Below are 21,699 nucleotides of genomic sequence, written 5' to 3' on the forward strand. Positions count from 1 at the left end.
AAAGCAAGGAGACGGAATGGGCTCGACACAACTGCCCCCCGGGACGGAAGAATCTCTCGCGGCGACAACCGCGTTAGCAGCCGCACCAGGCGAACCTACGGAAATGGTGCAGTTGCTCGGACCCGACGGGGCGCTGGGTTCGGACCCAATCTTCTCGGACTACGCCAAGCGGATCGACCCCGAGAAACTCCGGGTGTTCTACACCGACATGGCCAGGATACGTCGCTTTGACCAGGAAGCCACCGCGCTCCAGCGCCAGGGCGAACTCGCATTGTGGGTTCCCTTGACGGGCCAGGAAGCCGCCCAGATCGGTTCCGGGCACGCAAGCCAGCCGCAGGACTACATCTTCCCCACATACCGGGAGCACGGAGTTGCGTTGGTCCGGAACGTGGACCTCGCAGAGCTGCTGAAGCAGTTCCGTGGAGTCTCGAACGGCGGATGGGATCCCCGCGAGAACAACTTCCACCTGTACACGCTGGTACTCGCTGCCCAGACACTCCACGCTGTCGGCTACGCCATGGGCATCCAGCGGGACCAGAAGGCTGCTGCTGCCACGGAATCGTCTGACCCCAAAGCCGCAGTCATCGCCTACTTCGGAGATGGCGCCAGCTCAGAGGGCGACGTTCACGAGTCCATGGTTTTCGCGGCGTCTTACAATGCGCCCGTGGTGTTCTTCTGCCAGAACAACCACTGGGCCATCTCAGTGCCGACCGAAGTCCAGACCAAGGTTCCGCTGGCCAACCGTGCCAAGGGTTACGGGTTCCCGGGTATCCGGGTTGACGGCAACGACGTCATCGCGGTCCACGCCGTCACGGAGTGGGCCCTGGAACATGCCCGCGAGGGCCGCGGGCCTGTCCTGATCGAGGCTTACACCTACCGGGTTGGTGCCCACACCACGGCTGATGATCCCACCAAGTACAGGGAGTCGGCCGAAGAGGCTGCCTGGCGCGAGAAGGATCCGCTGGACCGCCTGGAAAAGTACCTTCGGGCCGAAGGACTCGCCGACGAGGCGTTCTTCGAGCAGGTCAAGGCCGACGGCGACGAACTTGCCAAGTACGTACGCAGCACCACCCACGGGCTGGAAGTCCCCGACATCCGCGACGCGTTCGCCAGCGTCTACGCCGAGCAACATCCGCTGATTGCAGAGGAATTGGCCTGGTTCGAGGAGTACTCTGCCGGCTTTGAAAGCGACCAGGAGGCAGCCAACTGATGGCAACAATGACCATTGCCAAGGCCATCAACGAAGGTCTCCGTGCAACTCTGACGGGAAACCCCAAATCACTCTTGATGGGTGAAGACATCGGACACCTCGGTGGTGTCTACCGGGTCACTGACGGCCTCATCAAGGAATTCGGTGACGACCGCGTCCTGGATACGCCGCTGGCCGAGTCCGGGATCGTGGGCACTGCGATCGGCTTGGCCCTTCGCGGATATTCGCCCGTTTGCGAGATCCAGTTCGACGGCTTCGTGTACCCGGCCTTCAACCAGATCACTACGCAGCTGGCAAAGATCCATGCCCGGAGCCTGGGCAAGCTCACGGTTCCCGTTGTCATCCGCATTCCCTACGGCGGCGGTATCGGTTCCATTGAGCACCACTCCGAGTCGCCGGAGGCTTTGTTCGCACATACCGCGGGCCTGCGCATCATCACTCCTTCCAACGCCCACGACGCCTACTGGATGATCCAGAAAGCCGTCGAGTGCCAGGATCCCGTGATCTTCTTCGAGCCCAAGCGCCGTTACTGGCTCAAGGGTGAGGTCGATGTCCAGAACCCGGGTCTTTCCGCGGACCCGTTCAAGGCGCACGTTGTCCGGGAGGGCTCCGACGCCACCATCGTCGCGTACGGACCGCTGGTACCGGTGGCGTTGGCAGCTGCAAACGCTGCCGTCGAGGACGGACGGAGTATCGAGGTCATCGATCTGCGTTCCATCTCACCCTTGGACTTTGACACTGTGGAAGCTTCCGTCAAAAAGACCGGCAGGCTGATCGTTGCACACGAGGCCCCGACCTTTGGCGGCATCGGTGGTGAGATCGCGGCCCGCATCAGCGAGCGGGCGTTCCTGCACCTCGAAGCCCCGGTCATCCGTGTGGGCGGTTTCCACATGCCCTACCCGGTTGCAAAGGTGGAAGAGGATTACCTGCCGGACATCGACAAGATCCTCGAAGCCCTAGACCGCTCCCTGGCCTACTAACCCGTCTGATCCTGCCCGGCTTCGCGGCCTGGTAACCGGAAAATCGAGGACCACTGTGACTGTAAAGAAATTCAACCTGCCGGACGTCGGAGAAGGCCTGACCGAGGCCGAGGTCGTTGCCTGGAAGGTCAAACCGGGCGACACCGTTGCGATCAACGACGTTCTCTGTGAGATCGAGACCGCCAAGTCCCTCGTTGAACTGCCGTCGCCCTTTGCCGGCACGGTCACGGAGCTGTTGGTGGAAGAAGGCATAACCGTGGAGGTGGGAACGGCGATCATCGCTGTCTCGGAAGGTCAGGACGGCGACGCCCAAGCCGCCCCCGACGCCCCGGCCCCTGCGGCGGTCGCCGAGGAAACCTTCACCCCCCTGTACGGTAAGCTCACCGCCGAGGCCGGCGAACAGCCCGCCGGCGGCCCCCTGGTCGGTTCGGGTCCCAAGGCCGACGCCGTCAAGCGCCGTGCCCGCAAACGCCCCGCCGGCGCTGTGGTTGAGGCTGCCGGAGTCGCCGAAAACGCTGAAGGAACCGTGCAGGACAACCAAGCGGTCCTGGCAGCGAAAGCAGCCGAAGCGCCGGTTTCGCAGCGCCCGACGCCGGCCCGCGCCGTCGTCGAACCCGTGCAGCAGGCGCCGGCAGCCCCGGCGGCGCAACCTTCTGCGCAGCAGCCCGCGGCCACCCGAGGCGCGGCTTTCGGCGGCACCATCAGCGGTTTGGTCAACAAAGTTCTGGCCAAGCCGCCGGTACGCAAGTTTGCCCGTGATCTTGGTATCGACCTCGCCGATGTCGTGGCCACGGGGCAACGCGGTGAAGTGACCCGTGAGGACCTGGTCAGTTACCAGGCCCAGCGCGACGCCGAGCTCGATCAGGCAGACACGTTCTGGGGCGCCTCGAGGAAGCCGCAGGAGCAGCGGGTCGAACGCGTGCCGGTCAAGGGCGTACGCAAAGCCACAGCCAAGGCCATGGTGGAATCCGCCTTCTCGGCGCCCCACGTCAGCATCTTTGTGGATGTCGACGCCAGCCGGACCATGGAGTTCGTCAAGCGGCTCAAGGTTTCGCGTGATTTTGAAGGCATTAGGGTGTCTCCGCTGCTCATTCTGGCCAAGGCCGTCATTTGGGCAGCAGCCCGAAACCCCAGCGTCAACGCCACCTGGGTTGAGGACGCTGACGGCAAGGGCGGGGCCGAGATCCAGATCAAGCACTTCATGAATCTGGGAATCGCCGCAGCTACCCCGCGCGGCCTCATGGTCCCGAACATCAAGGACGCCCAGGACCTTTCCCTCAAGGAACTTGCCCTGGCGCTCAATGAGCTGGCCACCAAGGCCCGCGCGGGAAAGACGCAGCCTGCCGAAATGCAGGGCGGTACTTTGACCATCACGAACATCGGTGCACTGGGAATCGATACCGGCACACCGATCATCAACCCGGGCGAAGTGGCGATCATTGCTTTCGGCACCATCAAGCAGAAGCCGTGGGTTCTGGATGGCGAAGTGATTCCGCGGTGGATTACCACCCTTGGCGGTTCCTTCGACCACCGGGTGGTCGACGGCGACTTGTCGGCGCGCTTCATGGCAGATGTTGCTGCCATTCTTGAGGAACCGGCGCTGCTGCTTGACTGAACAGAAGACAGAAGCGGGCCACCCGCCGCCCCAGCTGGTGACAGGTCCGTGGCGGACCTTGGCCCGCGTTCTGACGGAGGTTTTCCAGCCACCGGCCGTTGTCCTGATCCTGCTGCTGATCAGTCCTGCGATCGAGCCTGGATTCCCGGGAACCATGTGGTTCGGGCTGCTGGGAGCGTTTTTTGTTTGCGTGCTGCCACTGGCTTATGTCCTGGTGATGGTCAAGCTGGGCCGGATCACCGACCACCATGTCAGCGACCGGCGGCAGAGGCCGGCGTTGCTTCTGATGGCACTGATATCCGTGGTGCTTGGACTGTTCGTGCTGCAGTTGCTGGGCGGGCCGGTCAGTGTGTCCGTGATGATCATCGCCCTGATCGGGGGCATCGCGGTTCTGGCTGTTGTCAGTGCTTTTTGGAAGATGAGCGGGCACGCTTCCGCACTAGCGGCGGCCGTGGTCATCGCTATCCTCATGTTCGGTCCCGCGTGGCTTCCGCTGCTGGTGCTCGTACCTGCCGTGGGCTGGTCGCGGCTCGTCCTTCGCGCCCATACCCTGGGGCAGGTCATAGCGGGATCATTGTTCGGCGGCATTGTGATTGCAGGCCTGTGGTGGCTGCTGCGGGAGCTCATGCTCTAGCAGCGCAGCCGCAGCCGTGGAGGCCGGTCCGCCACGAGCTCTGCGCCGTCGACTGTGGCAATCCGGAAGCACCTCGCCAACTCCCTACTTGCTCGGCGCGGCCTGGCTGGCCGTGGGGCTAACGGTCTTCCTGGTCCGCCGCAGGCGGCCTGGTGCCCGGGAAGCCCTTGAATTCGGCTAGAACGCCGGGTAGTTCACCAGCAGTGCCTGGAGCTCGGTCGTCGACATGTGGTTGGCCAGCTCAACGCTGATACCCATGGCAACCGCCGCTACGGTGACCATCGCAACGCAGGCCAGGGAGAGGAAGCGCCAATCCTTGCGGAACACGCTGCCGATGGTCTCGGGCATCTCGAGGCCCGGAGTGATCATGTTCGGAGCGCTGTCCCAGGAGCCGTCATCGAGCATTGCGATGACCTGGTTGTTGGCGCGGTCGTAGCGCATGGTGCTGATGGTGTTGCCGTGGCGGGCAAGCAGGATGTCGTGGCCCACGCGCTGGCGCGGCTGCAAGGTAAGCAAGAAAGTTCCCCTGAAATCGAGAAGTGGATGGCGGCTCACGCCATTGGGGGCATCTCGATTTTATAACGGTTCGGTTTGCTGACCGGCCTGAAATACGCCAAACGCCGGGTGAGTCTCCCCACCCGGCGCAGTGATTCAGCTCGCTTTAGGGCTGGTCGGTCTTGGCGATGTACACATCGCAGGGGGCCGTGTGGGCTACCGTGTTGGCCACGCTGCCGAGGACGCGGCCCAGGCCCTGCATGCGTCGGTTGCCCACGACGATCAGGCGGGCGTCCTGCATCTCGGCCTCCTTGACCAAGGCCTCGCCCGGCTTGCCGCGGGCTGCGGAGTAGGTCACTTCGAGGCCTTCGTGAGCGAGGCGCTCGGCTACGGTGCGGGCTACGGTTTCGGCTTCGGCGGCGTCGGACACGATCCACTTGTCGGTGCCGATTTCAACCACCTCGGTCCGGTTGCTGTCGAAGGCGCTGACAACGCGCAGGCTGGCTCCCAGTCCGAGCGCCAGCTGCTGTGCTGCCTGCGCCGCCCTCATCGCCGTCTCGCTGCCGTCGACTCCTACAATCACAACTCCGGTCATTGTGCTGCTCCTTCAGTGGTGGCTTTGATGGCTTCTGTCAGGACAGGTGCCAGGCGTCGCACGCCTTCGGCAATGGTATCCGGCGGCACCGCGCTGAAGGCGAGGCGCAGTTTGTTGGAGGGGCCGTCGGCGGGCGAGAAGGCTGCGCCGGGGATGAAGACGACGCCGGCGTCGATCGCCTTTCCGAGGAGCGGATACGTGTCCACGCCCTCGGGCAGGGTAACCCACACGAAGAAGCCGCCGGCCGGCCGGGTCCACGAAAGGCCCGCGGGCATGTACTCGTCCAGGGCGGACAGCAGGGCCTCGCAACGCTCGGAGTAGAGCGTCCGGTAGGTGTCGATCTGTCCCTGCCAGTCGTAATCGCGCAGATAGGCCGAGACGATCATCTGGTTCAGAGGTGGCGGGCAGAGTGTCACGGCCTCGGACGCCAGGTAGAAGCGCCGCTGCAGATGGGCGGGAACCAGCGCCCAGCCGATCCGCAGTCCGGGGGCGAAAATCTTGGAGAAGGACCCGAGGTAGATCACGTCATCCGGGTTCGCCGCACGCATGGGGGCGATGGGACGACCGTCAAAACGCAGGAGTCCGTAGGGGTTGTCCTCGAGGACGATAATATTCGCTTCACGGCATATATCGACGATGCGCTGCCTGCGTTCCTGCGCCAGTGTGATTCCGGAGGGGTTGTTGAAGTTGGGAATCGTGTAGAGGAACTTGATGTTCTTGCCCTCTGACTGGAGCGCCGCGATCCTGGCCGCGAGCAGCTCAGGTACCAACCCGTCGTCGTCCATTTCCACAGGTTCAACCTGCACCTGGTACGCCTCGAACGTGTTCAGGGCGCCCACATAGGTGGGGTTTTCCACCAGGACCACATCTCCGGGGTTGCAGAAGACCTTGGTGGCGACATCCTGCGCGGACTGCGATCCGGCCGTAATGACGACGTTTTCGGGCCGGGCGTCGGTGATTCCTTCAGCGGCCATGATGTCGCAGATCTGCGCGCGCAGTTCTTCCGTGCCTTGGCCGCCGCCGTATTGCAGGGCGGTCATTCCTTCCTCGGCGATGATCCGCGCGGCAGTCTGGCCGAGCTTCTCCAAGGGCAGCGACTGCAGGTACGGGTTGCCTCCGGCGAGGGAGACAAGGCCCGGCTGCATGGAGATGTCGAAGACATCGCGGACAGCGGATTGCTTGATGTTGGCGGCCCGCGCGGAGAACAGTTCCTCGTGCGGGTGAGCAGCCGTGGCGGCCCGCTCAATGGCGTCGATGGCTTCAGCGGGCAGCGTTGCGCCGGCATCCAATGTTTCGTGGGTCACAGTCTCAGGATACTCCCCGATGTTGCTAATTAGGCAACACTTGTTTTCGAATCCGACATGCATTTTGAGGCCGAGCTTTACGCCACGGATGTGAGCGGTTGGAATGTAGCTATGACAGCGCACCGGGGATCCGTGACCAAGGCCGAACAGTTCCACAAACTCCACGACGCCGGGCCCACGCCGCTGGTGCTCGTGAACGTGTGGGACGCGGCCTCCGCCCGCGTCGTCCAGGAAGCCGGTGCGACGGCGATCGCCACCTCAAGCTCCGCCGTCTCCTGGAGCCTGGGCTTCCGGGATGGGGACCATGTGCCGTGGGGGTTGGCGATGGCCGCACTGGGCCGGGTGGTGGGCGCGACCACGCTGCCGGTCACGGCGGACGTCGAAACGGGCTACGGACGTACCGATGATGAGCTCCGGGCCACGGTCCACGCCGTCCTGGACGCTGGGGCCGTGGGGATCAACATCGAAGACTCGGCTGCCGAGCCGCTCACCGACATCGACGAGCAATCGCGCCGGATCGCATTGATCCGCCTGGTCGCTGACGAGCGCGGGATCCCGTTGTTCATCAATGCCCGCACCGACACCTATCTTTCAGGCCGCTTCGCGGACACCGCCTACGAGGAAACCCTTCGCCGTGCCGAGTCGTACCTCACCGCAGGGGCCAGCGGGATCTTCGTGCCCGGCGTCGTCGATTTGCACGTCCTGCACCAACTTTCCAACCAAATCCCGGCGCCGCTCAATGCGCTGGCTGGAGTTGGGGCGCCGTCGCCCCTTGAACTGCATGACGCCGGTGTCCGTCGCGTCAGCATCGGCGGCAACACGGCCAAGGCGGCTTACGCCAAGGTGGCGCGCGTGGCCAAGGAGATTCTGGGGGACGGAAATTGGGCAGGTCTTGCCGGCACCCGCAGCCATGACGAAATGGATGCGTTATTCGAACAGGGTCCCAAATACAGCCTGTGAACCCGCGTTAAACGCACGACGACGGTGCCCGGCTTTAATGTCGGACCCCGCCGATAGCTTGGGAACAGAAAGAAGGCATCGCGGCGAAGGGAGGGGCGCATGGCACGGCGCAGTGTGCAGTTCTGGCGGATCGAGCAACTGAACGGCGCCGATCTCGTCCGTCCGTTCCCAGCGCGCCGCGTGGCCGAAGTCCTGATGAAGGCCCGGGAAGCCGGAACGGACAGACATTTCACCAGTGCGGACGGGACAGTGATGCTTGCCCAGGCGGTAGCAACATCGCCCTATCCGGTGCTGCTTCTCGACCGCGTCCGGGATACCAATCTGCCCAGTGTTGGTGATGCGCTGGGCAGGCGGAAGCCGTTGCCCCTGGGGCCCGGGGATCATTTGCTGGAAACCACCTACTTCGCCTTCCTCAAGCGCAACGTGATGGCTGTGCTCACTACTGGAAACGGACCCAGGGCGTCCAGGATGGGGGAGTACCTGGAAGGGGTGCTGGGATTGGAACCCGTTCTGGTTCCCGTGGTGAGGGAAGACATCGAGGAAATCCTTGACCGGCTGGAGGTGAGCCGTTTCGAGTTTGCCCTGCCCGCCGAGCGTCTGTCGGGAAAGCTGATGGAAGGCGAATGGGCTGACGTTCTGGACAGTGCCTCGCGCCTGATGAACCAAGGAACCTTCCGGATCTCCCTGAGCGTCGGCAGGTCAGGAAGTGCCAATGACAAGCGGCGGATCCGGGAGCGCATTCAACGGTTGATCGATCTTTTCCGCCAGGCAGGTTCCGTGGAGCATTTCGACTACGTGGTGGCGGAGGGAAAGGACTCCCTGACCGGTGACCGCGAGGTGGTGGACCTGCTGAAGGAGCGGTTCATCTCGCACATCGAAGTGGACCCGGATTTCTTCAACGACCCGCAGAAGTCCACCGCGGAGGCCATTGCGATCCTCAACAAGCAGGCCAGGGACAACGAGCCGTTCTTCGCCAGGACGTTGCCGGACGTCAAGGGAACTGCTGACTCCAGTCTGGTTCCGGACCTGGTCGCAGGCGGGATGGCCTCCGTGCGTGCAGCTCTCGCCGCGGCAGTAGTGAGAGCCGAAGAAGCCGGGGAGCCCCAGGACGGGTCGGGTCATGAGCTTGTACGAGGTTGACGTTGACCGCCCTGGCCGCCGCAGGCCGTTGTGGCGTTGGTTCCTGCTGCATCCAACAGCCGACTACCTCTGGGCTGCCTTGGCCCTCACCCTCTGGGTGGGCATCGCTGCCATGGCCGGACAACCTCTCTTGCTGGAACGTGTGGACCCCGGTGCGCGGCGGGCCTTGTTTCAAACTCTGGCCACCTTGGCCGGAGCCACGGCCGGGCTCACCCTCACGAGTGTCTCCTTGCTGATCAATGTTCTGGGGAAAAAGTCTGCGCCGGGCCAGCGCGAGCTCCCGCTGGAGAGGCTGTCAGCTACCCACCGCCGCCAGATCGGCGAAGTGTTCCTGTTCGCCATTCCCGGGCTGGGACTTCTGGTGGTTGCAGCGTTGGTCACGCTTGTCCTCGAAGGTGACACGCGGACGGGTCTGTGGATTCCCGAGGCTGTGACCTTACTGCTGACGTTCGCCTCAGTACTGGCTTTGTTGCGCGTGGCCTGGGCTCTCAGGCGGGTGCTGGCGATCGCAACGGCCTAGCCGCTCCCGCCCATCCGCCACGTACGCAGCGCAACCCTCAGCGCACGCTCAGTGCCTCCGTGAGGGTGCGTCCGTTGACGTAGATCTCGGCCCGCGACGCCCCCGTGGCCGATACAACGGTGTGGGTCAGCTGGGCCTGGATCCGGGGAATGTCGCAGACTCCGGCGGGGCGGAGTGATCCGCTGAGGTTCACCACAACCGTGGATCCACTCATGTAGCCGGAAAGAAATTTCAGCGAAGAGTCCGCGAGCGAGTCGTAGAGAGCAGCGTCGCTGTCCACGGGCATGCCGGCTTCCAGCAAGCGCCCCAGGGCCACGGACAAAGGATCGCCCGGAACTTCCACTCCACGTACCGGAACCAGGCTGTCGTTGCAGCCGAACCGCACGCCGCGCGCCCCGCCGTCGTCGATAGCGACGTAGTACACCGCCGGGCCGGAACCGCCGGAACCCACCGGGACTACCGTGGCCGTCGCTGATGGTTCGGGGGCGCTGGTGCCGGGTTCAGGCGAAGGCTCGACGGCGGGAAGCGGCGGGTTCGTACCCGGTGGGCCGCTGGACGGAGCCGAAGAAGGGGCACGAGCAGCAGCCGAGGTGGCGTCAGGGGATGGTGCTGCAGGAGGCGGTGCCGCTGGGACGGCAACCGAGGGAATCCCTGCAGCCGAGGCAACGGCAGCAGGCGGGTCAGGGGACGGGGCAGGAGTCGCGGACAGGCTGGGTGCGGCAGGTGATGGCAGGGTGACCGTGGGGAGGGAGGTGCGCGTTGGTGACGTGACAGCTTCCGGGGCCGGGGTGCAGCCGGCCAACCAGAGCGCCAAACCGAGGCACGCAGCCGTGATCGCCGTCGTACTCCTGGTTCCCCGTCCGGCATGCATGACAGCCCCGCGCTCCTGTCCGTCCACCTGTACTTCCAACGTTAGGACGGGATCCCGGAGCGCGTAATGCCGCTATGGTGACGGTTCGGACAAGAGTTGATCACGCACCCCGGCGTCGACGGCCGGAAAGACTGACGGCCGGAAAGACAAATGCCCCCACCCCGCAAGAAGCGGAGCGGGGGCAGGGCAACCGGAAAACTAGGCTGCTGCTTCCTCGTCTTCCTGGGCGGCGGTCAGCGGCTCGAAGATGCCCTTGATCTGCTCTACGACCTCGGCGTCGTCCTTGGGGTGCAGTTCAGCGAAGCGGATCATGGACCCCGGGACGGCCAGCTTCACGTCTTCGAGGACCTTCGCGCCGGCAATGCCGACAGCCTTGCGGGCTTCGTCCTGTGCCCAGACTCCGCCGTACTGGCCGAAGGCGGTTCCGACGACGGCGGTCGGCTTGCCGGAGAGGGCGCCGGCGCCGAAGGGGCGGGACAGCCAGTCGATGGCATTCTTCAGCGAAGCGGGGACAGTGCCGTTGTGCTCGGGGGTGACCAGCAGGATGGTGTCGGCGTCGTTTGCTGCGGCGCGGAGGGCTGCGGCTTCGGCGGGAACCTGGCCTTCGACGTCGATGTCCTCGTTGTAGAACGGGATGTTGCCCAGGGAGTCGTGGATCTGGACGTCAACGTTCTCGGGCGCGTTCAGCTGGATGGCTTCGGCGAGCTTCTTGTTGTGGGAATCGGCGCGGAGGCTGCCGACGAGGGTCAGAACGGTGCTCTTGGACATGCTGTCTCCTTGTGTCTGGCCGGGTCTGTGGGAACCCGGCCTGCGGTTTCTGGGGCTTTGGAGCCTTCACCGATACTAAACGGACTACGGTCCGGTTTCTATTCCCGGGTCTAGAATGTTTCTTGTGAGCTTCATCCCCCTCCAGCCTGACGCGCCCTTGGGGACGCCAGGACTGCCGCACGAACGCAGCGACGCCGCGCGGAACCGCGAGCGCTTGCTGTGCGCTGCCCGTGAGCTGGTGGACGAGTTCGGCGCCGACGCGCTGACCATGGACGCCCTCGCGTGCAAAGCGAAGGTGGGCAAGGGCACCGTCTTCCGGCGGTTTGGCAGCCGGGCCGGGCTCATGATGACCCTGCTCAGTGACGCCGAGTCCGAATTCCAGCGCGGCTTCATGTTCGGGCCTCCGCCGTTGGGTCCGGGCGCGTCGCCTGAAGACCGCTTGGTGGCTTTCGGTGAAGGGCGGATCTATTTCGTCCTGGAAAACGGTGAGCTTCTGAAGGCTGCCGGCGCGGCAACCCGCAACAGATTCGATGTCCCCGCGACGAAGCTTTCGCACCGGCACATGGAGGTCCTGCTGCGGGAGGCGGGCATCGCGGATCCCTGGGTTATGGCCATGTCCCTGACCTACGCCCTGGACCCTGAGCGGATCGTCGACGACGTGCGCGTTCGGGGCATTTCGCCGCGGCGCCTCACGGACTCCTGGCGTGAACTCATCACCCGGCTCCTGAAGACCACCTAGCTCCAAGTTCCCGCTGGGGTCCCGGCTTATGGCTTCCCAAGTGGCGTCGTCGCCGTTTTCGTGACGCAGTCTGCACATAACAATCTGGCTGCAGGCGTGAAACTGGCCGCCCGGAAGCAAAACGTGAAGCAGTTATTGTGGTAGTTTCCTCTTGAATGTGACGCATGCCATACAGGGCTGGTGATCACTGAAGGGGTGTGGGGGACACCAAGAACCCGCTGCATCAATTCGTAGCTGACGCCGGCCACAGCCGGGAACCGCGGAAGGACGAGCTTTGAGTTTTGCCACGATTCGGGGCAGCCACCCGACATGCTGAAATATCTGCTGAAGCGCTCAGGCATCTACCTGATCATGATCTTCCTGACCACCAGCGCCGGGTATTTCCTGGCCGTCTCATCGCTTAAGCCGGCCGTCTTGGAACAAGAGAAGATCCCCCGGCCAACCCCTGAACAGGTAGCTGCGTCTTTCCGTGGACTGGGCTTGGACCCGGACTTGAACCCTTGGGAACGCTACATCCAGTGGCTCGGTGGCATCGTCACCCGCTGGGACTGGGGGCGCAGCCCGAACGGCGCGTACGTCAACGCAGAGTTCGCGGACCGCGTCATGGTCTCCACCCGGTTGTTCATCGCTTCGATCATCCTGACGTTGATCATCGGAGTGGCGCTGGGCGTTTACTCCGCAGCACGGCAATACAAGTTCCAGGACCGCGCCATCACGTCCTACAGCTACTTGGTCCACATCCTTCCGGCGCCCATTGCCTACTTCCTGGTGCAGCTGGGTGCCATCAGCATCAATGAGGCTGTCGGCGAGCGCATCTTCTTCGTGACGGGAATTTCGACGCCGGGAATAGACCCGGGTTGGCCCGCTTTCGTTGACCTTGTGGCCCACTACGCCGTGCCCACCTTCGCGATGACCGTCTTCGGCTGGGCCGGTTACCAAATCGCCCAGCGGCAATACCTCCTGGACAACGTAAACGCAGACTTCGTCCGCACGGCCCGGGCCAAGGGCCTCACCCGCAACCAGGCCATCCGAAAGCATGCGTTGCGTGTCTCGTTCATCCCGGTGGCCCAGAGCATCGCATTCACCATTCCTGCCATCTTCACGGGCGGCTTCTTCGCCGAGGCCATCTTCGCCTGGCCGGGCATCGGCCTGTGGAGCATCCAGTCCATCGGCCTGCAGGACGTCAACGTCGCCACTGCGACGCTGGCCTATGGCTCAGTCATCTTCGCAATCGGCGCCATCCTGGCCGACTTCGCCACCACGCTGGTCGATCCACGAGTGAGGGTCCAGTAATGACAAACATCATTGACCCGATCGCCGAAATCGACGAGTCCCGTGTAGCCGACCAGGACGTGGTCATCGGCAAGTCCCGGATCATCTTCCGTCGCTTCATGCGGAACCGGACCGCCGTCGCCGGTTTGTTCATCTTCCTGGCGCTGTTCCTGTTCTCCCTGTTCGGCGGATTCCTGACTCCATGGGACAAGGACACCATCGATCCTTTGAACATCGGCATGGGTCCGTCGCCGGATCATCTCCTGGGCACCACGCAGGCCGGCATCGACCTCATGGCGCTCATTGTCGAGGGCACCAGGATCTCGATCTTCATCGGCCTGATCGTGGGCGGCGTGTCCGTCGTGATCTCGGCGGTCTACGGCTGCACCATGGCCTTCTTTGGCGGCAAGGTGGACGCCACCATGCTGTTCATCCTGGAGGCGCTCATCATGATGCCCGCCATCCTGGTAGTGGCGGTGGCCACCAGCGGCAGCGGCGGGCTCAAGAACCTTCCCAGCTGGCTGCTGCTGATCGTCGTCCTGCTGTTCTTCAGCTGGATGGGTACCGCCCGTCTGGTGCGCTCGTTGTCGATGTCGCTCATGCAGCGCGACTACGTCAAAGCCGCCAAGTACATGGGGGTCCCGTCCCGCCGCATCGTGTGGCGCCACCTGGTTCCGAACATCGGCTCCTTGCTGGTCCTCGACTTCACCCGAGGCATCACCGGTGCCGTGCTGGCCGAAGTGGCGTTCTCCTTCATCGGCATCGGCATCAAACTCCCTGACGTCAGCCTCGGTGTCCTGATCGGCCAGGCTACGGGCCAGGTGTCCTCCTTCCCGTGGATGTTCTGGGTCCCGCTCACCGTCATGTTCCTGCTGACCGGTTCGCTGGCCATGATGAACGACGGACTCCGTGACGCCTTCGACCCCAGCTCCAGCTCCATCGGCCGGGCGAAGCGGACCAAGCCCCAGACTGCGAAGGTGGCCAACTGATGAGCACCAACACCACTCCCGCCGAGCGCCTCCGCGACGCCGGACTCTACGCCCCCGGCGACGCCGTCCTCAGCGTCCGCGACCTGAACGTCCGCTTCAACTCCGAGAACGGCGTGGTCCACGCTGTCCGAGGCGTCGACTTCGACCTCATGCCAGGCAAGACCCTGGGCATCGTGGGCGAATCCGGCTCCGGCAAGTCCGTGACGTCCATGGCCATCATGGGTCTCCTCCCAGAAACCGCTGACATCACAGGCTCCGTCCGCTACAAGGGCAAGGAACTCCTTGGCCTGAGCGACAAAGCAATGTGCAAGCACCGCGGCAGCGACATCGCCATGGTGTTCCAGGATCCGCTGTCCTCGCTGACGCCCGTCTACACAGTGGGCAACCAAATCATCGAGGCGCTGACGGTCCACAACCCGACCATGAGCAAGCAGGCCAAAGAAGCCCGCGCCGTCGACCTCTTGCGCATGGTGGGGATCCCGAGCCCCAAGGACAGGCTGAAGGCCTTCCCGCACGAGTTCTCCGGTGGTATGCGCCAGCGCGTCATGATCGCCATCGCGATCGCCAACGATCCGCGGGTACTCATCGCTGATGAACCCACGACGGCGCTCGACGTCACCATCCAGGCGCAGGTGCTCGAAGTCCTGCACACCGCGCAGGAGGAGACCGGCGCCGCCGTCGTCATGATCACGCACGACCTCGGCGTGGTCGCCGGCATGGCCGACGACATCATGGTCATGTACGCGGGCAAGCCCGTGGAAACCGGCACTGTGGAGGACATCTACTACAACCCCCGGATGCCCTACACGCTGGGCCTGCTGGGTGCTGTCCCGCGCGTGGATACAGCCACCAAGCAGTCGCTGGTTCCCATCGAGGGGACCCCACCCAACCTCGCGTTGCCGGTGACGGGGTGCTCCTTCGCGGCCCGTTGCCCCATGGTCAGCGACGCCTGCCTGCACGGCGAGCCGGAGCTCATTTCAGTACCCGGATCCGAGACCGGGACGTTGGACCACAAGGCAGCCTGCATCAAATCCGGCGAGCTTTCCGGCAATGCGGACGCGCACCGGATTTTCCATGCGCCGCCCAAACCGGTTTCCAAGTTCGACGGCGTTGCCCGCACCGAACGCGACAAGGTCCTGGAACTCAAGGACGTCAAGAAGCACTTCCCCCTGCTGAAGGGTGCTCTCATCAAACGGCGGATCGGCACGGTCAAGGCCGTGGACGGGCTCAGCTTCGACATCCGCGAGGGCGAGTGCGTCTCCATTGTGGGCGAGTCAGGCTGCGGCAAGACCACCACGCTGTTGGAGATCATGGAATTCCATCCGGACCAGGTGGGCGAAGTGGTCATCGGCGGTGTCAGCAACAAGGTAGCCACCGACCACAAGACCAAAATGGCCATGCGCAAGGAAATGCAGATGGTCTTCCAGGACCCCACGGGTGCCCTGGACCCACGCTTCACCGTGTACGAGGTCCTGGCCGAGCCCCTGGAGAACCTGGGAATGCCCAAGGCCGCCATCAGGAAACGCATCATGGAACTCATGAAGCTGGTGGGCCTGCAGCCTGACCACGTCAACCGCTTCCCCAACCAGTTCTCCGGCGGCCAGCGGCAACGCATCGGCATAGCCCGGGCGCTCGCAGTCAACCCCAAGCTGGTTGTCCTGGACGAGCCCGTGTCCGCGCTGGATGTGTCCGTCCAGGCCGGGGTCATCAACTTGCTGGACAAGCTCCGCGCCGAACTTGGCCTCAGCTACCTCATGGTCGCCCACGACCTCTCGGTCGTCCGCCATATCTCGGACCGGGTGGCCGTGATGTACCTGGGCAAGATCGTGGAAACCGGGAACGTGGACGACGTCTTCGACAACCCTCGGCACCCCTACACCCGGGCCCTGCTGTCCGCGATCCCGGTTCCGGACCCGAACCTGGAACGTACCCGCGAACGCATCATCCTGCAGGGTGACCTGCCCAGCCCCCTTGATGCGCCCAAGGGTTGTAACTTCGCTACACGTTGCCCGGTGTTTGCCGCGCTACCTGCCGCAAAGCAGGAGAAGTGCCTTACTCTGGAGCCGCCACTGACTTCCGAGGCGGAGGGCGCGCAGGACTTTGCCTGCTTCTTCCCGGACGGAGAGCTGGATGCCGAGATGCTGGTGGTGCATGCCTGACGACATATGACGCATTGAATAAATCCCTGGTCTCAACTCGCAAAGTTATTTCAGTCGTAAACATGAAGGGCAAACCATGAAGAAGTACACGACGATCGGCGGCGTAGCACTCGCAGCAACGCTCATGCTGACCGCTTGCGGCGGGGGAACGCCGTCGGGTCCTGCCTCCCAGAAGGCAGAAGAGAGTGGCGGCGACATCAGCAAACTGATTAGCGTCAACGCCAAAGAAGCAAAGGATCTGGAACAGGGCGGCACGGTCACTTTGGCCGTCGGAAGCATTGGCCCGGACTTCAACGGCTTCTCCAACGTGGGCAACAGCGCTGATACTTCGGCCGTGATGACTCCGGTCAACACCGCTGCGATCAGCAGCGGCGGCATCGGCGGTTGCTGGAAGCTGGACTTCAACGGCAAGGCTGAGCCGAACAAGGACTTCTGCGAATCGGTGACCAGCGAAGTCAAGGACGGCAAGCAGACCATCACCATCAAGGTCAACGACAAGGCGACCTGGAACGATGGCACTCCCATTGATGTGAAGACCTTCGAGAACACGTGGAAGATGCTCCGCGGCGAAGACAAGTCCATCGACATCGTCACCGCTGGTGCCTACGCCTTCGTGGATTCGGTCAAGGCCGGTGCCAACGACAAAGAAGTCATCGTCACCACAACCCAGCCCGTTTTCCCCCTTGAAGGTCTCTTCTTCGGCCTGATCCACCCCGCCATCAATACACCCGAGATTTTCAACAAGGGCTTCGCGGGAGAAATGCACCCTGAATGGATGGCCGGTCCGTTCAAGGTGGAGAACTACGACACCACTGCCAAGACCGTCACGATGGTCCCGAACGACAAATGGTGGGGCCAGAAGCCGGTTCTCGAGAAGGTCATCTGGCGCCAGATGGAGCCGAGCGCAACCATCGCAGCGTTCAAGAATGGTGAGATCGACGCGACGAGCGGCCGTACTCTTGGCCGTTACAAGCAGCTAGAGGGCACCAAGGACGCTGACGTTCGCCGCGGCCAGCGCCTCTTCGCTGGTGGCTTGAACCTGAACGCCAAGCGCCCGGCCTTGACGGACGTTGCCGTTCGTAAGGCAATCTTCACCGCCGTGGACCGCAAGGCCATCCGCGACGTCCGCTTCAACGGCCTGAACTGGTCCGAAGAGAGCTCGGGCTCGATGATGCTCATGCCGTTCTCCGAGTACTACCAGGACAACTACCCCGTGAAGGATACGGGCGCCGAGGCTGCCAAAAAGGTCCTGACTGACGCCGGCTACACGGCCAACGACAAGGGCATCATGGCCAAGGACGGCGTCCCTGTCTCCTTCAAGATCACCAACTTCGGTGACGACCCCACCACGGCTGCAACCTCACAGACCCTGCAGAAGCAGCTCCAGGCAGCCGGCATGGATGTTGGCATTGACCAGCGCGGTGACGCCGACTTCGGCAAGGTGGTTGGATCCCGCGAGTTCGATGTGACCATCTCCGGTTACACCGTGGGTGCGGACGCAACGGACGCCGTGAAGCAGTACTACGACTCCACCACCAACGAGAACGGCCTGGGCGATGCTGAGCTCGACGCCGAAATCAAGCGCCTTGCCACCATCGCCGACGACACGGAGCGCAACAAAGCGGCCATGGACGTCGAAAAGAAGCACATGGAGAAGTACTTCTCCATGGGAACCGTGCTGAACGGCCCGGAGATCCAGTTCGTGCACAAGGGCCTGGCCAACTACGGCCCGTCCCTGTTCAAGAGCCTCTCCAACGTTCCGGACTGGACCACCCTCGGCTGGGAAAAGGGCGCCAAGAAGTAGCCCTGCAGCAGTAACTTCCTGAAGGCCGGGAATCTCCCTGAACCTGATCATCGGTTCGCGGAGGTTCCCGGCCTTCGCCGTCCCCATCGCTTGCTCACGTTCCGCGTGCTTGAGCCAATCGCTTGCTCACCTGGTGATCGAGGGTTGCCGGAAAGGGGCTATTACGTGAGCGAGGATCGGTAGCCTAGGGTCATGACTTCCCAGCCGATCCGTACCGCAGTCGCAGGCTTTGGACTTTCGGGCAGTGTCTTCCACTCGCCCTACATCTCCGCCAACCCGGCCTATGAGCTCGCCGTCATCGCCACCTCGGACGCGGAACGGCAGGCCAAGGCCAAGGAACGCTATCCCCGGGCGAAGATCGTCAACACCCCTGCCGACGCCCTGGCCCTCGCCGATGAACTGGACCTCATCGTCCTCGGCACACCGCCGGCAACCCACTACCCGCTTGCTAAAGCCGCGCTGGAAGCCGGGCTCGACGTCGTCGTCGATAAGCCGTTCGTCACCCACAGTGCGCAAGGCGAGGAACTGATCCAGCTGGCAGCCAGGCTGGGCAGGGTCCTCACGGTGTATCAGAACCGGCGCTGGGACGGCGATGCGCTCACCGTGCGGAAACTGCTCGGCGCCGGGACGCTGGGTACCGTCACCCGGTTCGAGGTAGGCATGGAGCGGTGGGCGCCGGAAATTGCAAAAGCCTGGAAAGCCGGGGCCACGGTGGAGGACGGCGGCGGAGTCCTGTTCGACCTCGGGACCCACGTCCTGGACCTCGCGCTCCGGTTCTTTGGCCCGGCTACGGTCACCTACTCCGAAATCGCTGCCCGCCGCCCCCAGGAGAACGCCGACGACGACGTCTTCCTTGTCCTCCGGCACGACTCCGGTGTAATCACCCACGTCACCATCAACCTCAACAGCCACCTCCACGGCCCGCGGTTCCGGATCCTCGGCACGCAGGGTGCTTTCGCGAAGTTCGGCACCGACCCCCAGGAGCCGTTTGTCCTGGGTGGCGGTTTGCCCACGGACCCGCAGTACGGCGTCGAGCCTGAAGAGGACTACGGCATCCTGGAGGTGGACGGCCAGCGCTCCACCATCCCCACCGAGCGCGGCGCCTACCCGGAGTTCTATCGCCTCCTCGCGGAAAAGCTCGACGACGGCGGAACCGCCTCCGCGCGTCCGGCACCTGTGGATCCGGCGGACTCAGTGGCGGTCCTGAAACTCATTGAGCAGGCCCGGGATCTGGCCCGAAAAAAATAAATCTGCACGAAGCGTAACCTCACCAACGCCCCCAGCGATGTAAAGGGAGTGCGGGCCACGTCCGCACGCTGATCATCCGGCAGCCACCCAACAGCTGCCGGGGCAATCCCAAAATCGTTTGTCGGAGGGTTTCATGTCCTTGTTCACTGTCCTTGCCACCAGCAAAGTCGCCGCAGGCGTCCTGGCTGCCGGAGCTGTTGCTGTCGGCGGAACCGGCGTCGCTGCCTTCAATGGCGCTCTTCCCACCGAAATCCAGCAGACCGCCCACGACGTCGTAGGTGCACCTGCCCCCCTCGCTGCCGGAACTGCCGGTGAAGCAGCCGACGCAGCGGAAACTGCCCAGGCCAAGGCGGCAGACGCCGTCGAGACCGCCAAGGCAACAGCGAATGACGCCGCAGAAGCCGGCAAGGCAACTGCGAAGGATGCCAAGGGCGAAGTCAGCGGCGCTGCCAGTGACGCAATCAACGACGCCAAGGCAGCCCTGGAAGATGCCACGTCGCCTGAAGCATTCGGACTGTGCACTTCCTTCCTCAACGGCGGCTTGAAGGCCGACGCCCAGGTTGCCGGCTTCAAGTCACTGACCATCGCTGCCGGTGGCGAGGCCAACGTAGAGGCGCACTGCGAGGCCGTGGTGGAAGCCGGCAAGGCTGCCGGACTCAAGGCTGACGGCAACGCCAAGGCAGACGCCGACGCCGATGCCTCCGTTACGTCCGGACTTCCGGCCACGCCTGCCGTCCCGGCTGTTCCAGCCACTCCCGCAGTGCCTGCCGTGCCTGCAGTCCCGGCCGTACCGTCGCTGCCTACCCAGGTCCCCACTGAGCTGCCGGCTGTTCACGGAGCACCCGTCGATTCTGTCCGCTAAGCGGAGAACGGCTACGGTTTAAAGGCAGGGCTCCTTGGCTTGATGACAAGGAGCCCTGCCTCATAACGCGGGATGGGAGGCGTCCACGGGTGCTTGAACCCTTGGCTGATGAATATGTGCAGGCGGATCACGATGATCCCGCGCTGCTCTTCACTGCTGCCTACAACGCCTTCTCCGGACCGGTCTTTGGCTATCTCAAAGCACGCGGCGTGGACGATCCCGAGGCCGTAACGCAGGACGTCTTCCTTGCCCTCTACCCCAAACTGGAGACTCTCCACGGCGGGTTGCAGGGAGCCAAGACATTGCTGTTCACCATTGCGCACGCCCGGCTGGTGGATCACTACCGGAAGCGCGAACGAACCCCCGATTCCACGCCGTACGAGGCCGACTTCGACACCCGGCGCTCACCGTCGGCCGAAGAGCAGGCATTCGGAAGGGCGTCCGGCCTGGGGGTTACGGAACTTTTGGAGGACCTGACCGAGGATTATCGGGAGGTCCTGGCACTGCGGGTCGTTGCTGACCTGTCGGTGGAAGAAACTGCGGACATCATGGGCAAATCCCAAGGGTCCGTGAAACAGCTGCAGCGCAGGGCATTGGGCGCATTGAAGAAACGTGCGCTACTAAGGAACGGCACATCATGAGCGAATACACCGCACCCGGTCGCGGCAATGACCAGCAGGCCATCGATTCCCTGCTGGCCGACGCCGGGCTTGAGGGCAGCACGGACCTCCGCAGCGAACTTCTCGAGCTGCGCTCCCTGGCCGACACTGCTCCAATTCCCTCCGAGGCCGTCCGTGCGCTGATGGCGGGTGGGGCGATGGTTACCAGACCCGCTGCCGTAACGCCGCAAGTCCCGGCAACCGAGCAAACCCCGGCAACCGATGAGTTGGCTGCACGGCGGTGGAAGAAGAGGCGCGCAGCCATTGCGGGCCTCGCCGTGGCGGTGTCGCTGGCCGGTGGCGCCACAGCGGCTGCCGCCTCCGAGGGCGGGATTCCCGGAGCTTTCCAGCATCTTGGCGCGGCCATCGGTTCGGTGGTTTCACAACTGGCTCCCGGCGCGGGCAATGCGCCGCAACCCGCCGCCCCTGCGGGATCGACCCCGGAACCCGGCCCTGCACATCAGGACAGCCAACCGGCAGTGGTTCCGGGACAGGCCAACCCCAGCCCGGCGGATCCCGGGAACCCCGACGGGACACCTCACGCTGAACCGCACCCGGCGACGCCCGGAAACCCATCCCAGGATCCCAAGAGCCCGTCGCAGCCCGACCCTGGCAAGCGTGTGCTCCCCACGGCTCCCTCGTTGCCGGTCATGCCTCCGGAGATCGACCCCTCAAAGCTTGATCCCTCGAAGCTCGGGCCATCGGACATCCCCGTCCCGGTCCCGTCCCAGCTGATTCCCCCGGTCCCGGAAGCCCCGAAAGTCCCAGCGAAGTGACAGTTAATGCCAATGTTCCTCGGGCAAAGTCATAGGGTCGTTGCAACGCTCTGATTGATGGAGCGTTTTATGGTCAAGTTGTTCCCCAAGGCTGCGCGT

General features: G+C 63.8%; 21 protein-coding genes. 16 read left to right on the forward strand and 5 right to left on the reverse strand.

The window, feature by feature from the left end:
• The first annotated feature begins 16 nt into the window (after window positions 1-16).
• The 4 genes from pdhA to PV760_RS18640 are packed head-to-tail and all read left to right on the forward strand — an operon-like array spanning window position 17 to window position 4,439.
• Window positions 17-1,210 carry a pyruvate dehydrogenase (acetyl-transferring) E1 component subunit alpha gene (pdhA, locus tag PV760_RS18625; protein WP_026267455.1) on the forward strand — a complete coding sequence of 398 codons (1,194 nt, stop codon included), beginning with the start codon at window positions 17-19 and terminating at the stop codon, window positions 1,208-1,210.
• Window positions 1,210-2,190: an alpha-ketoacid dehydrogenase subunit beta gene (locus tag PV760_RS18630; RefSeq protein WP_018779834.1), complete on the forward strand. Its 981-nt coding sequence runs from the start codon at window positions 1,210-1,212 to the stop codon at window positions 2,188-2,190. The genes pdhA and PV760_RS18630 overlap by 1 nt, the downstream gene beginning before the upstream one ends.
• A 55-nt stretch (window positions 2,191-2,245) precedes the next feature.
• Complete coding sequence (locus tag PV760_RS18635; RefSeq protein WP_354628427.1) at window positions 2,246-3,805, forward strand: dihydrolipoamide acetyltransferase family protein; 1,560 nt, start codon at window positions 2,246-2,248, stop codon at window positions 3,803-3,805.
• Window positions 3,806-3,842: 37 nt separating this feature from the next.
• Window positions 3,843-4,439 (forward strand): phosphatase PAP2 family protein, encoded by a 597-nt coding sequence (locus PV760_RS18640; protein WP_354628437.1) that lies wholly within the window; start codon window positions 3,843-3,845, stop codon window positions 4,437-4,439.
• A 177-nt stretch (window positions 4,440-4,616) separates the two neighbouring features.
• Here the strand turns inward: PV760_RS18640 and PV760_RS18645 are convergent, their stop codons facing one another.
• From PV760_RS18645 to PV760_RS18655, 3 genes are all read right to left on the reverse strand, one after another.
• Window positions 4,617-4,928 carry a hypothetical protein gene (locus tag PV760_RS18645; protein ID WP_018779837.1) on the reverse strand — a complete coding sequence of 104 codons (312 nt, stop codon included), beginning with the start codon at window positions 4,926-4,928 and terminating at the stop codon, window positions 4,617-4,619.
• 172 nt (window positions 4,929-5,100) lie between these two features.
• Window positions 5,101-5,529: a universal stress protein gene (locus tag PV760_RS18650; RefSeq protein ID WP_018779839.1), complete on the reverse strand. Its 429-nt coding sequence runs from the start codon at window positions 5,527-5,529 to the stop codon at window positions 5,101-5,103.
• On the reverse strand, window positions 5,526-6,833 hold the full coding sequence (locus tag PV760_RS18655) for an aminotransferase-like domain-containing protein (RefSeq protein WP_354628428.1): 1,308 nt from the start codon (window positions 6,831-6,833) through the stop codon (window positions 5,526-5,528). The genes PV760_RS18650 and PV760_RS18655 overlap by 4 nt, the downstream gene beginning before the upstream one ends.
• Before the next feature lie 111 nt (window positions 6,834-6,944).
• On the opposite strand from PV760_RS18655, the gene PV760_RS18660 reads away from it, so the two are divergent.
• From PV760_RS18660 to PV760_RS18670, 3 genes are all read left to right on the forward strand, one after another.
• On the forward strand, window positions 6,945-7,793 hold the full coding sequence (locus PV760_RS18660; RefSeq protein WP_354628429.1) for an isocitrate lyase/PEP mutase family protein: 849 nt from the start codon (window positions 6,945-6,947) through the stop codon (window positions 7,791-7,793).
• Between the two features lie 99 nt (window positions 7,794-7,892).
• Entirely contained in the window at window positions 7,893-8,933 is a 1,041-nt protein-coding gene (locus PV760_RS18665) for a hypothetical protein (protein WP_354628431.1), read from the forward strand.
• Window positions 8,914-9,453 carry a hypothetical protein gene (locus PV760_RS18670; protein ID WP_354628432.1) on the forward strand — a complete coding sequence of 180 codons (540 nt, stop codon included), beginning with the start codon at window positions 8,914-8,916 and terminating at the stop codon, window positions 9,451-9,453. Before PV760_RS18665 ends, PV760_RS18670 begins: the two co-directional genes overlap by 20 nt.
• A gap of 37 nt (window positions 9,454-9,490) precedes the next feature.
• Here PV760_RS18670 and PV760_RS18675 read toward each other — a convergent pair whose 3' ends face one another.
• Both PV760_RS18675 and PV760_RS18680 read right to left on the reverse strand, forming a co-directional pair.
• Window positions 9,491-10,351 (reverse strand): GerMN domain-containing protein, encoded by an 861-nt coding sequence (locus tag PV760_RS18675; protein WP_354628433.1) that lies wholly within the window; start codon window positions 10,349-10,351, stop codon window positions 9,491-9,493.
• A 171-nt stretch (window positions 10,352-10,522) separates the two neighbouring features.
• Window positions 10,523-11,092: an NAD(P)H-dependent oxidoreductase gene (locus PV760_RS18680; protein WP_018779846.1), complete on the reverse strand. Its 570-nt coding sequence runs from the start codon at window positions 11,090-11,092 to the stop codon at window positions 10,523-10,525.
• Between the two features lie 124 nt (window positions 11,093-11,216).
• On the opposite strand from PV760_RS18680, the gene PV760_RS18685 reads away from it, so the two are divergent.
• From PV760_RS18685 to PV760_RS18725, 9 genes are all read left to right on the forward strand, one after another.
• Window positions 11,217-11,831, forward strand: a complete 615-nt coding sequence (locus PV760_RS18685) for a TetR/AcrR family transcriptional regulator (protein WP_055973619.1) — start codon at window positions 11,217-11,219, stop codon at window positions 11,829-11,831.
• Between the two features lie 309 nt (window positions 11,832-12,140).
• The gene (locus PV760_RS18690) at window positions 12,141-13,124 is read left to right on the forward strand and encodes an ABC transporter permease (RefSeq protein ID WP_018779848.1); all 984 of its coding nucleotides are present in this window, start codon (window positions 12,141-12,143) and stop codon (window positions 13,122-13,124) included.
• Window positions 13,124-14,092, forward strand: a complete 969-nt coding sequence (locus PV760_RS18695) for an ABC transporter permease (protein ID WP_018779849.1) — start codon at window positions 13,124-13,126, stop codon at window positions 14,090-14,092. Before PV760_RS18690 ends, PV760_RS18695 begins: the two co-directional genes overlap by 1 nt.
• Window positions 14,092-16,251, forward strand: a complete 2,160-nt coding sequence (locus tag PV760_RS18700) for a dipeptide ABC transporter ATP-binding protein (protein WP_018779850.1) — start codon at window positions 14,092-14,094, stop codon at window positions 16,249-16,251. Before PV760_RS18695 ends, PV760_RS18700 begins: the two co-directional genes overlap by 1 nt.
• A gap of 76 nt (window positions 16,252-16,327) precedes the next feature.
• Complete coding sequence (locus PV760_RS18705; protein WP_055973534.1) at window positions 16,328-18,055, forward strand: ABC transporter family substrate-binding protein; 1,728 nt, start codon at window positions 16,328-16,330, stop codon at window positions 18,053-18,055.
• Window positions 18,056-18,247: 192 nt separating this feature from the next.
• Window positions 18,248-19,303, forward strand: coding sequence for a Gfo/Idh/MocA family protein (locus PV760_RS18710; protein ID WP_354628434.1), 1,056 nt, complete (start codon window positions 18,248-18,250; stop codon window positions 19,301-19,303).
• A gap of 133 nt (window positions 19,304-19,436) precedes the next feature.
• Window positions 19,437-20,165, forward strand: a complete 729-nt coding sequence (locus PV760_RS18715) for a hypothetical protein (protein WP_354628435.1) — start codon at window positions 19,437-19,439, stop codon at window positions 20,163-20,165.
• 89 nt (window positions 20,166-20,254) lie between these two features.
• A complete protein-coding gene (locus tag PV760_RS18720; RefSeq protein ID WP_018779854.1) occupies window positions 20,255-20,806 on the forward strand; it encodes an RNA polymerase sigma factor in 552 nt (183 codons plus the stop codon).
• On the forward strand, window positions 20,803-21,600 hold the full coding sequence (locus PV760_RS18725) for a hypothetical protein (protein ID WP_354628436.1): 798 nt from the start codon (window positions 20,803-20,805) through the stop codon (window positions 21,598-21,600). Before PV760_RS18720 ends, PV760_RS18725 begins: the two co-directional genes overlap by 4 nt.
• Window positions 21,601-21,699: the final 99 nt, after the last annotated feature.

The sequence above is a fragment of the Paenarthrobacter sp. CC6 genome (genome assembly GCF_040560085.1).
Classification (GTDB): domain Bacteria; phylum Actinomycetota; class Actinomycetes; order Actinomycetales; family Micrococcaceae; genus Arthrobacter; species Arthrobacter nicotinovorans.

Excerpts from the sequence above, each read along its gene's own strand:
- PV760_RS18660 (WP_354628429.1), top strand. The coding sequence starts at position 6,945 with ATGACAGCGCACCGGGGATCCGTGACCAAGGCCGAACAGTTCCACAAA.
- PV760_RS18690 (WP_018779848.1), top strand. The coding sequence starts at position 12,141 with ATGCTGAAATATCTGCTGAAGCGCTCAGGCATCTACCTGATCATGATC.
- PV760_RS18715 (WP_354628435.1), top strand. The coding sequence starts at position 19,437 with ATGTCCTTGTTCACTGTCCTTGCCACCAGCAAAGTCGCCGCAGGCGTC.
- PV760_RS18670 (WP_354628432.1), top strand. The coding sequence starts at position 8,914 with ATGAGCTTGTACGAGGTTGACGTTGACCGCCCTGGCCGCCGCAGGCCG.
- PV760_RS18695 (WP_018779849.1), top strand. The coding sequence starts at position 13,124 with ATGACAAACATCATTGACCCGATCGCCGAAATCGACGAGTCCCGTGTA.
- PV760_RS18710 (WP_354628434.1), top strand. The coding sequence starts at position 18,248 with ATGACTTCCCAGCCGATCCGTACCGCAGTCGCAGGCTTTGGACTTTCG.
- pdhA (WP_026267455.1), top strand. The coding sequence starts at position 17 with ATGGGCTCGACACAACTGCCCCCCGGGACGGAAGAATCTCTCGCGGCG.
- PV760_RS18705 (WP_055973534.1), top strand. The coding sequence starts at position 16,328 with ATGAAGAAGTACACGACGATCGGCGGCGTAGCACTCGCAGCAACGCTC.
- PV760_RS18665 (WP_354628431.1), top strand. The coding sequence starts at position 7,893 with ATGGCACGGCGCAGTGTGCAGTTCTGGCGGATCGAGCAACTGAACGGC.
- PV760_RS18725 (WP_354628436.1), top strand. The coding sequence starts at position 20,803 with ATGAGCGAATACACCGCACCCGGTCGCGGCAATGACCAGCAGGCCATC.
- PV760_RS18630 (WP_018779834.1), top strand. The coding sequence starts at position 1,210 with ATGGCAACAATGACCATTGCCAAGGCCATCAACGAAGGTCTCCGTGCA.
- PV760_RS18680 (WP_018779846.1), bottom strand. The coding sequence starts at position 11,092 with ATGTCCAAGAGCACCGTTCTGACCCTCGTCGGCAGCCTCCGCGCCGAT.
- PV760_RS18650 (WP_018779839.1), bottom strand. The coding sequence starts at position 5,529 with ATGACCGGAGTTGTGATTGTAGGAGTCGACGGCAGCGAGACGGCGATG.
- PV760_RS18700 (WP_018779850.1), top strand. The coding sequence starts at position 14,092 with ATGAGCACCAACACCACTCCCGCCGAGCGCCTCCGCGACGCCGGACTC.